The organism is Pseudomonas sp. YeP6b (assembly GCF_025642995.1).
In the GTDB taxonomy this organism is placed as follows: domain Bacteria; phylum Pseudomonadota; class Gammaproteobacteria; order Pseudomonadales; family Pseudomonadaceae; genus Aquipseudomonas.
The window spans coordinates 3,201,548-3,214,067 of sequence record NZ_CP080090.1; the positions used below are offsets into that span (position 1 = coordinate 3,201,548).

At 61.0% G+C, this 12,520-nt stretch carries 11 protein-coding genes and 2 pseudogenes; 6 read left to right on the plus strand and 7 right to left on the minus strand.

The window, feature by feature from the left end:
• Window positions 1-53: 53 nt before the first annotated feature.
• A pseudogene (locus KZH41_RS14320) lies at window positions 54-425 on the minus strand (TetR family transcriptional regulator); the annotation flags it as partial.
• Between the two features lie 113 nt (window positions 426-538).
• Between KZH41_RS14320 and ggt the strand changes: the two are divergent.
• Window positions 539-2,263, plus strand: coding sequence for a gamma-glutamyltransferase (gene ggt, locus KZH41_RS14325; RefSeq protein ID WP_094952477.1), 1,725 nt, complete (start codon window positions 539-541; stop codon window positions 2,261-2,263).
• Between the two features lie 178 nt (window positions 2,264-2,441).
• Here ggt and KZH41_RS14330 read toward each other — a convergent pair whose 3' ends face one another.
• The 3 genes from KZH41_RS14330 to KZH41_RS14340 form a co-directional block, all read right to left on the minus strand.
• Entirely contained in the window at window positions 2,442-2,966 is a 525-nt protein-coding gene (locus KZH41_RS14330; RefSeq protein WP_263275107.1) for an AAA family ATPase, read from the minus strand.
• Window positions 2,963-3,526, minus strand: coding sequence for a nicotinamide riboside transporter PnuC (gene pnuC, locus KZH41_RS14335; protein ID WP_094952475.1), 564 nt, complete (start codon window positions 3,524-3,526; stop codon window positions 2,963-2,965). The genes KZH41_RS14330 and pnuC overlap by 4 nt, the downstream gene beginning before the upstream one ends.
• 659 nt (window positions 3,527-4,185) lie before the next feature.
• Window positions 4,186-5,820, minus strand: a complete 1,635-nt coding sequence (locus KZH41_RS14340; RefSeq protein ID WP_094952474.1) for a methyl-accepting chemotaxis protein — start codon at window positions 5,818-5,820, stop codon at window positions 4,186-4,188.
• Window positions 5,821-6,045: 225 nt separating this feature from the next.
• Here KZH41_RS14340 and KZH41_RS14345 point away from each other — a divergent pair, with 225 nt between their 5' ends.
• The 3 genes from KZH41_RS14345 (at window position 6,046) to KZH41_RS14355 (ending at window position 8,670) form a co-directional block, all read left to right on the plus strand.
• Window positions 6,046-6,876, plus strand: coding sequence for an undecaprenyl-diphosphate phosphatase (locus KZH41_RS14345; protein WP_094952484.1), 831 nt, complete (start codon window positions 6,046-6,048; stop codon window positions 6,874-6,876).
• The gene (locus KZH41_RS14350) at window positions 6,873-7,256 is read left to right on the plus strand and encodes a DUF1294 domain-containing protein (protein ID WP_263275041.1); all 384 of its coding nucleotides are present in this window, start codon (window positions 6,873-6,875) and stop codon (window positions 7,254-7,256) included. The genes KZH41_RS14345 and KZH41_RS14350 overlap by 4 nt, the downstream gene beginning before the upstream one ends.
• A gap of 121 nt (window positions 7,257-7,377) precedes the next feature.
• Entirely contained in the window at window positions 7,378-8,670 is a 1,293-nt protein-coding gene (locus KZH41_RS14355; RefSeq protein ID WP_263275042.1) for an amidase, read from the plus strand.
• Here the strand turns inward: KZH41_RS14355 and KZH41_RS14360 are convergent.
• Both KZH41_RS14360 and KZH41_RS14365 read right to left on the minus strand, forming a co-directional pair.
• Window positions 8,657-9,010 carry an MmcQ/YjbR family DNA-binding protein gene (locus KZH41_RS14360; protein ID WP_094952471.1) on the minus strand — a complete coding sequence of 118 codons (354 nt, stop codon included), beginning with the start codon at window positions 9,008-9,010 and terminating at the stop codon, window positions 8,657-8,659. The genes KZH41_RS14355 and KZH41_RS14360 overlap by 14 nt on opposite strands.
• Window positions 9,007-9,915 carry a LysR substrate-binding domain-containing protein gene (locus KZH41_RS14365; protein WP_094952470.1) on the minus strand — a complete coding sequence of 303 codons (909 nt, stop codon included), beginning with the start codon at window positions 9,913-9,915 and terminating at the stop codon, window positions 9,007-9,009. The genes KZH41_RS14360 and KZH41_RS14365 overlap by 4 nt, the downstream gene beginning before the upstream one ends.
• A 138-nt stretch (window positions 9,916-10,053) precedes the next feature.
• Here KZH41_RS14365 and KZH41_RS14370 point away from each other — a divergent pair.
• A pseudogene (locus KZH41_RS14370) lies at window positions 10,054-10,350 on the plus strand (helix-turn-helix domain-containing protein); the annotation flags it as partial.
• A 75-nt stretch (window positions 10,351-10,425) separates the two neighbouring features.
• Here the strand turns inward: KZH41_RS14370 and KZH41_RS14375 are convergent.
• Window positions 10,426-11,598 (minus strand): MFS transporter, encoded by a 1,173-nt coding sequence (locus KZH41_RS14375; protein WP_094952469.1) that lies wholly within the window; start codon window positions 11,596-11,598, stop codon window positions 10,426-10,428.
• Window positions 11,599-11,830: 232 nt separating this feature from the next.
• On the opposite strand from KZH41_RS14375, the gene KZH41_RS14380 reads away from it, so the two are divergent.
• Window positions 11,831-12,442 (plus strand): FMN-dependent NADH-azoreductase, encoded by a 612-nt coding sequence (locus tag KZH41_RS14380; protein ID WP_242155932.1) that lies wholly within the window; start codon window positions 11,831-11,833, stop codon window positions 12,440-12,442.
• Window positions 12,443-12,520 lie beyond the last annotated feature (78 nt).

Sequence of the window (12,520 nt, forward strand, 5' to 3'; positions counted from 1 at the left end):
TAACCAGTTGATGCCATCGCAGGCAAGCCAGCGCCCACAATTCGACCCGGTTTCTACCGTGGGATCGGTGTTACGCCACGCAACACCAAATCACGGATAAACCCCAGCCAATCCTGCTGCTGCCCCTTATCTGCCAGGTCCTCACCCGGAAACGAGCTGAGCGTATGGCGGTTGGAGCTATAGAAGTAGCACAGCGAAGCAATCATCAAGTACACGTGCTTGACGCAGTCGTTCTAGATAAACGCCACCAGATCGCGCAACACCTGCAGCGGTGCATCCAGGTCCAGCTTGGGTTTGCTTTTGGCCTTGTTGAACTGCTCGTAGACGTATTCCAGCACGCAGATGAACAGGTGTTCCTTGCTGCAGAAATAGTAATAAAGCATGCGGTGGTTGGAGTCGGCTGTCTTGGAAATACAGTCGACACGCTTTTCGCGCCCGTTCTATGACCGACAAGTTCTGTAATAAAAACGCCATTGCGCTGGGGATTAAATCCGGGAAGGGCTATTTTGGTGCGTCTCAATAACTAGAGTAGCCATGGATGAAATACCAACCTTTGAGCCGCACCTTAATCGCCACCGCCCTGGTGTTGACGGTCAGCGGTGTGCAAGCCGCTTCCCAGGCCCCGGTGGCCGGTGAAAACGGCATGGTAGTAACCGCTCAGCATTTGGCCACTCATGTGGGTGTGGATGTGCTCAAGGCTGGCGGCAATGCGGTTGATGCGGCCGTGGCTGTGGGCTATGCGTTGGCGGTGGTGTACCCGGCGGCGGGTAACCTCGGTGGCGGCGGCTTCATGACCGTGCAGTTGGCGGACGGGCGCAAGACCTTCCTCGACTTCCGCGAAAAAGCCCCGCTGGCGGCCACCGCCGACATGTACCTGGACAAAGACGGCAACGTCATTGATGGCCTCAGCGCCAAGGGCCACCTGGCGGTCGGCGTGCCCGGCACGGTGTCCGGCATGGAAGCCGCGCTGAGCAAGTACGGCACCCTCAAGCGCGCCCAGGTGATTGCGCCGGCGATCAAGCTGGCGGAAAACGGCTTCGAACTGGAGCAGGGTGATATCGACCTGCTGCACACCGCCACCGGCGAGTTTGAAAAAGACAAAGACCTGCGCGGGATCTTCCTGCACAACGGCCAACCGATGCAGGTCGGCCAGAAGTTGGTGCAGAAAGACTTGGCCAAGACCCTCAAGGAAATCTCCGCCAAGGGCACCGACGGCTTCTATAAAGGTTGGGTCGCCAAGGCGCTGGTGGATTCCAGCCAGGCCGGCAAAGGCATCATCACCCAGGCCGACCTCGACACATACAAAACCCGTGAACTGGCGCCCATCGAGTGCGATTACCGTGGCTACCACGTGGTCTCGGCACCGCCACCCAGCTCGGGCGGCGTGGTGATCTGCCAGATCATGAACATCCTCGAAGGCTACCCAATGGCCGACCTGGGCTATCACTCGGCCCAAGGCCTGCACTACCAGATCGAAGCGATGCGCCACGCCTACGTGGACCGTAACAGCTACCTCGGCGACCCGGATTTTGTGAAAAACCCGATTGCCCACCTGCTGGACAAGGACTACGCCGCCAAGCTGCGCGCTGCCATCGAGCCGCAAAAGGCCGGGGATTCCCAGGCGATCAAGCCGGGTGTGTCGCCCCATGAAGGCAACAACACCACGCACTATTCCATCGTCGACAAGTGGGGCAACGCAGTTTCGGTGACCTACACCCTCAACGACTGGTTCGGTGCCGGCGTGATGGCGAGCAAGACCGGGGTGATCCTCAACGATGAAATGGACGACTTCACCGTCAAGGTCGGCGTGCCGAACATGTACGGGCTGGTTCAGGGCGAAGCCAACGCCATCGCACCGGGCAAGGCACCGTTGTCGTCGATGAGCCCGACCATTGTGACCAAGGACGGCAAGGCGGTGATGGTGGTGGGTACGCCCGGTGGTAGCCGGATTATCACCGCCACCTTGCTGACCATCCTGAATGTCATCGACTACAAGATGAACATCCAGGAAGCCGTGGATGCGCCGCGTTTCCACCAGCAGTGGATGCCTGAGACCACTAACCTCGAAACCTTCGCGGTGAGCCCGGACACTCAGAAAATCCTCGAGAGCTGGGGCCACAAGTTTGCCGGCCCTCAGGATGCCAACCACTTGGCGGCGATCCTGGTGGGGGCGCCGTCCTTGGGCGGCAAGCCGGTGGGCAACAATCGCTTCTACGGGGCTAACGACCCGCGTCGTAACACGGGGTTGTCGCTCGGTTACTAAGGACTGATTGAGCATCTGCACACCTTCCGGGCTCTACCCCAAGAGCCCTGGAAGGACCCCGCCCCATGAGCGCGCTGAAAATCGCCACCTTCAATGATGCGCATGTTTATAGGCCAATCTCCTTTAGAAGATTGACTGGCGCGAAGGGAAAGGGACTGCGTTGATCCGGTGGTCGGTATTACGCGTTGAGCAGTTGCGTTACCGCTTCAAATGCCTGGGCACGGCGCTCTTCCCAGTTGCCGCGAATCACCACGGCGGGCTTATGGTGCTGCTCGATCCACTCCAGGCTACCCTGGAAAAACGCGCGGCGATCCGCCAGTTCCGGTTGGCAACGCTGGCCGTCGGCGGTCCACTCCACATCCTCGGGAGAGAGCAGCAGGTGCAGGTCGTAATGGCGGGCCAGCAGCTCACTGTCCAGCCACGCCGGGTAGTCACTGAAGAGGGTTTGGCTCCACAGCTTGTTGGTCAGCAGGTGGGTGTCGAGGACGAGTAGGTTGGGCTGTTCGGCGCGGGCGGCGTCTTCCCAGGCCAGTTGGCCACGGGCGATAGCGGGGATGTCCGCCAGGGTGGTGTCGCGTTGGTGGTGGTCGATGAAATGGCGCACGTATTCGCCCACCATAAGGCCGCCAAAGTGCGCGTGCAGTTGCGCCGCCAGCCAGCTTTTGCCGCTGGACTCGGGGCCGGCCAGTACCACTACCTTCATGCGTGCAGCGCCGGGTCGGCGCGCCATTCACGCCAGCCTTGCACGGCGATCACGGTGAACAGGGCGTAGAGCACGGCGGTGAGGTACAGGCCTTTGTAGAGGAACAGCCCGACGAAAATTACATCCACGGCAATCCACAGCGGCCAGCACTGCACGCGTTTTTGCGCCATCCACATTTGCGCCACCAGGCTGAAGCCGGTGAGGGCGGCGTCGAGCCACGGCTGGGCGGCGTCGGTCCAGTGGGCCATGGCGGCGCCGAGCAACAGGCTGAAGACGGCGCCGATGGCCAGGCTGGTGATGATCGCGGGTACGCCGAGGCTGGTGACCTGACGGCCTTGCTTGACTTGGCCGGCGCGGGTCCATTGCCACCAGCCGTAAAGTTGCAGGGCGGCGTAGACCACTTGCAGGAGCATGTCGGAATAGAGTTTTACGTCGAAGAATACCCAGGTGTAGAGCAACACCATGACCAGGCCGATGGGCCAACACCAAGGGTTCTGCTTGACCGTCAGCCAGACGGCAATCACTCCCAGGGCGGCGGCGAACAGTTCAAGCCCGGACATGGTGGTTCCTTGGGAGAGTGGGAGAGGGCGGTGATTGTAACCAGAGGTGAGTTTTCTTCAAACGTTGGTGTGAGTACATATCCGTTATTTGGGTAACGGCGGCTTAGGGTTCCGCTCTTACAGCGGGTCACTTTTGTAAAGACACAAAAGTAACCAAAAAGTCTTCGCCCCACCACTTGGCACCTCGCTGTGGCTCGGTGTGCCCGCACGCAGGCTTGAATCCGTGGGCCGCCGCCATGGGCCATCCTTGGCCCATCGCGGCTAACCCGGCGTCCTGCCGGGTTACCCACGGATTCAAGCCTGCGTGCGGCCAGCGTGGTTAACGGGGCGCCTCAGATCAAGATCAAGATCAAGATCAAAAGCAAGAGCACGGCGGCCTAGTAGCCGACCTGAGTGGTAGAAGCAGAAGCAGGGCAGAAGCACAGCAACACAGCTTCTGCCTGATGTAATGAGATCTAAATGTGGGAGCGGGCTTGCTCGCTCCCACATTTGATTGAGTTCGGCTTCCAGGATCAGGTCGGCTGTAAGGCCGCCTCGGCTTTGCTTTTGATTCAACCACTCAGGTCGGCTACTAGGCCGCCGTGCTGTTGATTTTGATCTTAGGCGCCCCGATAACCCCCTAGCCCCCCCCAGCTCCCATAGCAGCCCAGCAATGCGATCTAAACCTTAAACTGGCGCAACAACCCATCCAACTGTTCACTCAACCCACGCAAATGCGCACTCGCCACGCTGGACTGCTGCGCCGCCAGCGCGGTGCTGTGAGACAACCCGGCCGCCTGGGTAACGTTCTGGTTGATGTCTTCCACCACATGCGCCTGTTGCAACGTCGCGCTGGCAATCGAGGCATTCAACCCGTTGAGGTTATGCAAGGCCTGCCCGATGGCAGTAAGGCTGGCACCCGCCTGGCCGGCCTGTTCAATGGTCAGTTGCGAAGCGCTGTGGCTGTCGCTGATCACCTTCACTGCCGCTTCCGAATGACCTTGCAGGCGCTCGATCATCACCTGGATTTCAGCCGTGGATTTTTGCGTGCGCTGAGCCAGCAGCCGCACCTCATCCGCCACCACGGCAAAACCACGGCCCTGTTCCCCCGCGCGTGCAGCTTCAATCGCAGCATTAAGCGCCAGCAGGTTGGTCTGGTCAGCGATGGAACGAATCACCTCAAGCACGCCGCCAATCTGTGTGCTTTCGCTGGACAGCGTGCGGATCACCTCCACGGCCTGGCTGATGGTGCTGGAGAGCTGATCGATCTGCAGCAAGCTGCCGTCGATATTCACCTGGCCTTGCTGCGCCTGGGCCTGGGCGTCACGCATTTCGCTGGCGGCATGCTCGGCGTTTTTCGCCACGTCCTGCACGCCATAGGTCACTTCATTGATTGCCGTCGCCACCAGCTCCATCTGCTGCGACTGCTGCTGGCTGCGGTCATGGGCCTGGCTGGCGTTGGTGCCCAGCTCCGTGGACGACTGGCCCAAGGCGTTGGCGCACACCTGCAGTTGGCCGACCACCTGGCGCAGCTTGGCGGTAAAGCTGTTGAAGTGTTTGGACAGTTGGGTGACTTCGTCGCGCCCATGGGTATCGAGGCTGCGCGTCAGGTCGCTTTCGCCGCTGGCAATATTGGCCATAGCGTTCACCGCCGCCTGCAAGGGTTGCACGATGCTGCGGGCGATCAGCACCACCAGCAACGTCATCACCAGCGCGATGCCCAGGACAATCAGCGAGGTTTTCCACACCTGGCCATTGAATTCGGCTTGCACATCGTCCACGTAAACGCCGGAGCCGATAATCCAGCCCCAGGGTTCGAACAGTTGGATATACGAGGTTTTTTCCACCGGCGCTTCGGCACCCGGCTTGGGCCAGCGGTAGTTGACGATGCCGGCACCTTTGGCCTTGGCCAGGATCACGAACTCGTTGAACACTGCAAAACCGTCCGGGTCGCGGATCGCCGAGAGGTTCTTGCCGTCAAGCTTGGGGTTGGCCGGGTGCATGATCATCACCGGCGTCAGGTCGTTGATCCAGAAGTAATCGTCGTGGTCGTAGCGCAGGCCACGCACCGCGCTCAAGGCTTGCTGCTGCGCGGCTTCACGGGTCAGTACCCCGGTTTTTTCAAGGTTCTGGTAATACGCCAGCACGCCGCTGGCGGTCTGCACCACATGCTGGGTCTGCTGGCTTTTGGCCTGGTAGAGGTCGCCGTGGATCTGCTTGAGCATCAACAGCCCCAAGGTCAGCAGCATCAACACGGCGACTATCAGGATCAGCCAGAGGCGGCGGCTGATCGACATGCTGCGCAAACTGTTCATCGTCCTGTCACTCCATGCTTTTATATTTTTGGGCGCTGCATCGACATTTCCGGCTTGTCTGATAGGCTTTCGGCCTGTAATCGAAAAACCTGAGTACTCCCTGATTTTTCACGAAATTTTTGCAGATCGATGTTGAAAATCAGCACCGGAATTTGAGTGCGCTCGTCAGTGAACTATTAAAAAGACAGTCAAGGCATGCCGCTGAGCATGACCTTCGGGGGAAGCATGGATTTTTGGACCGCCATACAGGCATTGATTCTTGGCGTGGTGGAGGGGCTGACCGAGTTCCTGCCCATTTCCAGCACCGGCCACCAGATCATCGTCGCTGACTTGATCGGCTTCGGCGGCGAACGCTTTGAGGCGTTCAACATCATCATTCAATTGGGCGCGATCCTGGCCGTGGTCTGGGAGTTTCGCCGCAAGATCCTCGATGTGGTCACAGGCTTGCCGACCCAGCGCAATGCCCAGCGTTTCACGGTTAACCTGATCATCGCCGTACTGCCGGCGATCGTGCTGGGGGTGATTTTTGCCGACTTGATCAAGCATTACTTGTTCAACCCGATCACCGTGGCCACAGCCCTAGTAGTGGGTGGCGTGATCATGTTGTGGGCGGAACGCCGGCAGCACGCGGTTCACGCCGAAACCGTGGATCAGATCACCTGGAAAGACGCGCTCAAGGTCGGCATGGCCCAGTGCCTGGCGATGATTCCGGGCACGTCGCGCTCCGGCGCCACCATCATCGGCGGCCTGTTGTTTGGCCTGTCGCGCAAGACCGCCACCGAGTTTTCGTTCTTCCTCGCCATGCCGACCATGGTCGGTGCGGCGGTGTATTCGGGCTACAAGTACCGTCACCTGTTCCAGCCCGATGACCTGCCGGTGTTCGCGATTGGTTTTGTCACCTCGTTCATCTTCGCGATGATCGCGGTCAAGGCCTTGCTCAAGTTCATCGCCAGCCACAGCTATGCGGCCTTTGCCTGGTATCGGATCGCGTTTGGCCTGGTCATTCTGGCGACCTGGCAGTTCGGCTGGATCGACTGGTCTGCGGTCAAGCCATGAACATTCAGCACCCGCGCCTGAAGGCGTTGATCTTTGTGGTGCTGTGCGCCGCGCCGCTGATTGGCGCGGCGTTGGTGTGGTCTCGCGGTGAGACGGTGATCCCGCTGGCGGCGTATGGTGTGGTCAGCGTGGTGGCATTTTTTCTGTACTGGGGCGACAAGCGCAAGGCACAGACAGAGGGCCCGCGCGTTCGCGAAAACATCCTGCACGCCGTGGAGCTGGCGGGCGGCTGGCCTGGAGCATTGATCGCCCAGCAGGTGTTCCGGCACAAGACGCGCAAAGTGTCATATCAGGTGCTGTTCTGGGTGATTGTGTTGCTGCACCAGGTGTTCTGGCTTGACCAACTGTTCCTGGGCGGTACCTTGCTGTCGGTGTTGTAGGGCAGAGGCGCTAGGAATATTCCCTACAAAGCTGTGGGAAGCACCTTACCCAATCATTGATAGGAGCCCGCACCACACTGGCGTTATGCTCCAGGCACTTGAATGCACTGGGCCAACACGAATGTCTTTCTCGGATTCATTGCTACGCCATTCAGCGACTGAGCTTGGCGCACTGATTCAACAGCGCAAGCTAACCTCCACCGCCATTGTTTCCACCTACCTTGCCCGTATCGAGGCGCAAAACCCCGCAATCAACGCGCTGGTGCAAGTGTGCGCCGAGACGGCGTTGGCCGGCGCATGGGCGGCGGATCGGGCCGTCGCTCAAGGTGAGTATGGCGGCGTGCTGCAGGGCGTTCCCTTTACCGTCAAAGACGTTATCGATACCTGTGGGGTGGTGTCGGCGGCGGGTTTGGCTGAGCGCGCTGACTACCGACCGGCGCAGGATGCCGTGGTAGTGGCGCGTATGAAAGCTGCCGGCGCCATCCTGCTGGGCAAAAGTAACTGCCCGCTGGGCGGTGGCGGTGGGGTGACCGACAACCCCGTCTATGGCGCCACCCTTAACCCGCATGCGCTGTCCCATAGCCCAGGCGGCAGCAGCGGCGGCGAAGCGGCGGCCATTGCTGCGGGGCTTTCACCGGTGGGGTTGGGTAGTGATTCCGGCGGCAGTTTGCGCGTACCGGCGCATTTTTGCGGTGTTAGCACCTTAAAACCCACCACTGGCCGCGTGCCTAACACCGGGGTTTTCGATCACCCGGGCGGGTTGAGTGACTGTCGCAGCCAGATTGGTCCGATGGCCCGGCATGTGGAAGACCTGGCCTTGGCGCTCCAGGTGATTGCCGGCGAAGATGGGCAGGATGCCGGCGTAATTCCGATGCCCATACGCGCTGTAGAGGCTCAAGCGCTGAGCGGTTTGCGCGTGGCTTGGTATTGCGACGGCGGTATAGCGCCCGCTGACGAGATAACTCAAGCCACGCTGCAGGTAGCCGCCAATCTGTTGGAGCGCGCGGGCGCCGTCATCTATCCCGCGTTCCCATCGGTACTGAGGCACTCACGCGAGATTACCGAGCGCTACTGGGCGATGAGCAAAGGCACCGGTGCGCAGTCGATAAAACTGCTTGCCGACTGGGATCAGTTTCGCAGTGGGATGTTAGGTTTCATGGCGGACTACGACCTTATCCTGTGCCCGGTTGACGCCGCGCCCGCGCCACGGCTGGGCGCCGAACGGCCGGGGCTGTTCAGTCACACCTTGCCGTACAGCCTGGCGGGTTGGCCCTGTGTGGTCGTGCGAGCAGGCACTGATGCTGCGGGATTGCCGGTAGGCGTGCAGATCGTCGCGCGCCCGTGGCACGAGCATTTGGCGCTGGCGGCGGCGATGGCTATTGAGCGCGCCGTGCCTTTTGTCAATCCAACCTGAGCCCCACCTGCGTGCGCTTGGGCAGTTTGCTCACCACCAATTGGTGAGAACGCTGCAACAGCCCACGCAGTTCCTCGGCGCCGATCGGGTAGGGCGTGTTCATGATGACCCACTGGGCCCGCGCCAGGTAAGGCGCCGGATGGATGCCGGGGCGGTCCACGTGGCCGAGGAACAGTTCTTTGTCGACCTTGAACGCCAGCGACTCGCCGCGCAGGTTTTGCAGGGCGAACATCTTGTTGCCGGCAATCGAGAACACGCGCACGCCGCCCCATTTGTAGTCTTCCCGCGCGCCGGGCAGGCTCAGGCAGAAAGCGGCGACCTGCGCTTCAGTCATTTTCATAGCAAGCGATCTCCGCAGCCCTTGAAGGCTTCTTCCAGGTAGTCGATCCAGGCACGAATGGCCGGCAGTACGCCGCGACGGTGCGGGTACACCGCCTGCAACCAGCCTCCCGGCGAGGACCATTGCGGCAGCAGTTGCACCAATTGGCCGCTGGCCAATTCCTCTTCGCAATACATCATCGGCAGTACGGTAAAGCCCAAGCCTTTCAGGGCGCAGGCTTTGCGCACGATGAAGTCGTCGATGCCCAGGCGTGCTTCCAGCGCCAGGTCTTCGCTTTTGCCTTGTGGGTCGATCAGGCGCAGGTGCACCAGGCGGTCGGCTTCCAGGGCGCCCAGTACCGGCAGTTGCTTGAGGTCTTCGAGGCTGTCGATTTGCCGGCCTTGTATGAATTCAGGGCTGGCCACCAGGATGGCCTGGGCCTGGCGCAGGCGTTTGGTCACCAGTAGCGGGTCTTCATCGCCTGACTCGCGCACGCGCAGGGCCACGTCGATACCTTCGGCCACCAGATCAACGCGGCGGTTCACCAGCATCATTTCAAGCTGCACCAGCGGGTGGGCGGCGAGAAAACCGGCGACCATGTCCGGCAGCAGGTGCTGGGCCATGCCCACCGGGCAGCTGACCCGCAGGCGCCCGCGCGGTTCGCTGGACATGCTGGCCACCGCCTCGTCGGCCATTTCTGCTTCCAGCAGCATGGCCTGGCAATGGCGCAGGTAGCGCTCGCCGACGGCGGTGAGGGTCAGTTGGCGGGTGGTGCGTTGCAACAGGCGTGCGCCGAGACGTTCTTCCAGCTCGGCAATGCGCCGTGAAAGCCGCGACTTAGGGATGCCCAGCAGCCGTCCGGCCGCCGCAAAGCCGCCGGCTTCGACGACTTTGGCAAAATAGTAGAGGTCGTTGAGGTCTTGCATGGTCAACCTATTGTCCTGTCAGTGGGACGAACTATCCGCGTCTGGCGAGGGCAAATCCACTACAAATATTGGAGGCTGCTGTGGCGAGGAAGCTTGCTGCCGCTGGGGTGCACAGCGTCCCCGCTTTGGCCCGACGCTGTCATCACGGGCGAGCAGGGCGGCTCCCTGCGCGCCGCGCTCAAACGTCAGGGCCAGTTCGGCAAGGTGGCGCGGGCGATTCGCAAGATTCATGGGGGCTGCCACCAGCATTTGGACGCGGGGGAACTGGCCAGGGGGGCGATGATGAGCGTGCCGAGTTTTCATGCGCACTTTCGCACGGTCACCGACACCTCGCCGATGCAATACCTCAAGTCCGCGCGCCTGCACCAGGCGCGCTTATTGATGCTGCGCAACGACATCACCGCCGCTACGGCCTGCGCCAAGATCGGCGTCGATTTATGTGTCGTCGCATTGATTGCGATGAGCAGGCCTGGTGTTGTGGCGAGCAGGCTTGCCCCGCTCGCCACAGGGTTACTTGTGTGCTCTGAACGTCGTGATCAACAGGGCCAACCCGGCAAATGCCGCGCCGGTCAGCGCCTGGCCCTGCCAACTGTAATGCTCGGAGGCAAAGGCTCCAGCCGCCGAACCCAAGGCGCCGCCGATAAAGTAGACCACCATGAACACCGTGTTGAGTCGGCTAGTCGCGGACGGCTCCAGTGCCAACACGCGGGTCTGGTTGGCCAACTGGTTGATCCGGTTACCCAGGTCCAGACAGGTCGCCGCGATCAAGATCGGCCACCACCAGCCGCTTGGCCCGAGGGTATAGATCAGGATAAACGCCACCAGCACGGTGGTGATGCCCGCGCGCTCGAGCAGACGCCCATGGCGTCGGGTTTGTTGGCCGATGGTCGATGCGCAAAGAATACCGACGATGGCCGAGAGGCCCAGCAGGCCTGCCTGGGCACTCGAGAATCCATACGGCGGCAAGGCCAGCAGGGCCGCCATCGAGCCCCAGAACACATTCAAGGCGCCAAACACCAGGGCGCCTTTGAATGCTGATTGGCGCAGGGTCGGGTATTGCCTGGCCAGGCCCCACAGGGATTTGAGCAAGGCGCCATACGCGAGCTTGCTGGTTGAAATCGACACCGGCATACGCGTCAGAATCGCCATGAACAGCAGCACATCCAGCGCCGCTGCCAGCGCAAACATGCCGCGCCAGCCCAGCCATCCGCTGACCACGCCGCTGACGGTCCTGGCAAGCAACCCGCCGGCAGACAAGCCGCTGACCATCAAGCCCAGTACGGCGCCTTTTTGCTCAACGGTACTCAGGTCCGAAGCGGCGGGAATGATCACCTGCGCGCTGATACCCGACAGCCCCAGCAGCACGCTCGCCACCAGCAGCCAGGCATAGGTCGGCGCTGCGGCCGAGGCCAGCAGGCTGATGAAGTTGAGGCACAGCACGGCCAGGATCAGCGTGCGCCGGCTGATCCGGTCGCCCAGCGGCACGAACAGCAGCAGGCCGCTGGCGTAGCCCAATTGCGTGAGCATCGCGATTTGCCCGACGTGCGCGGTGGACACCTCGAAGGTGTTAGCAATCAGCGGCAGCATGGCCTGGTTGTAGTAAATCGTGGCAACCGAAAATCCGCAGCAGATGGCGAGGATCAAGGTCAGGCCCTTGGTCAGGGCGGGAGAAGGTGGGTGCATGGGATGGCCGGTGGCTGTCGGGTCAGCCGGCGAGAATGAAGTGAAGCACGGGTGAAATCCAGTGCCGCAGAGGTGTGGGCATCAAGCCGACTGGAATGGTTTTTTGCAAAAAAGCATTGTCCTGCTGGCAGGACGAACAATCATATTTTGCCCCTCTAATCGATCATTGGGTTCGTGTGTAGGATCAACCTCACTCGATCGCCTAGCCGCGATCCTCACTTGGAGATCCCACATGAAACTGTTGCATATCGATTCCAGCATCCTCGGCGACAACTCGGCTTCGCGTCAGCTCAGCGCTGCTGTGGTCAAGGCCTGGCAAGCGGCTGAGCCGGGTGTGGAAGTGACTTACCGTGACTTGGCGAGCGAAGGCATCAGCCACTTTTCCGGCCTGACCCTGGGCGCCCTGGGCACCGCTGCCGAGTTGCGTGACGCAGTACAAAAGCACGAGGCTGACCTCAGCGCTTCGTCGCTGGCTGAGTTCATCGCCGCCGACGCTGTGGTGATGGGTGCGCCCATGTACAACTTCTCGGTACCTTCTCAGCTCAAGGCCTGGATCGACCGCATCGCCGTCGCCGGCCAGACCTTCCGTTACACCGAAGCCGGCCCTGAAGGCCTGTGCGGTGGCAAGAAGCTGATCATCGTTTCCACCGCCGGCGGTTTGCATGCCGGTCAGGCGAGCAACGTCGGCCACGAAGACTACTTGAAACTGGTGTTTGGCTTCCTCGGCATCACCGACATCGAGTTCGTCCGTGCCCAAGGCCTGGCCTACGGTGAGGAAGTGCGCAGCAAGGCGTTGAGCGACGCTAACGTAGTCATCAACGAACAATTGTTCGCCGCCGCGTAAGGCTTGTGTAAAGTTCGCCTTTGTCCGGTTCCAATCTGAAACCGGGCGCCTAAACTCTGTATTCTGGTCGTCTCAAAA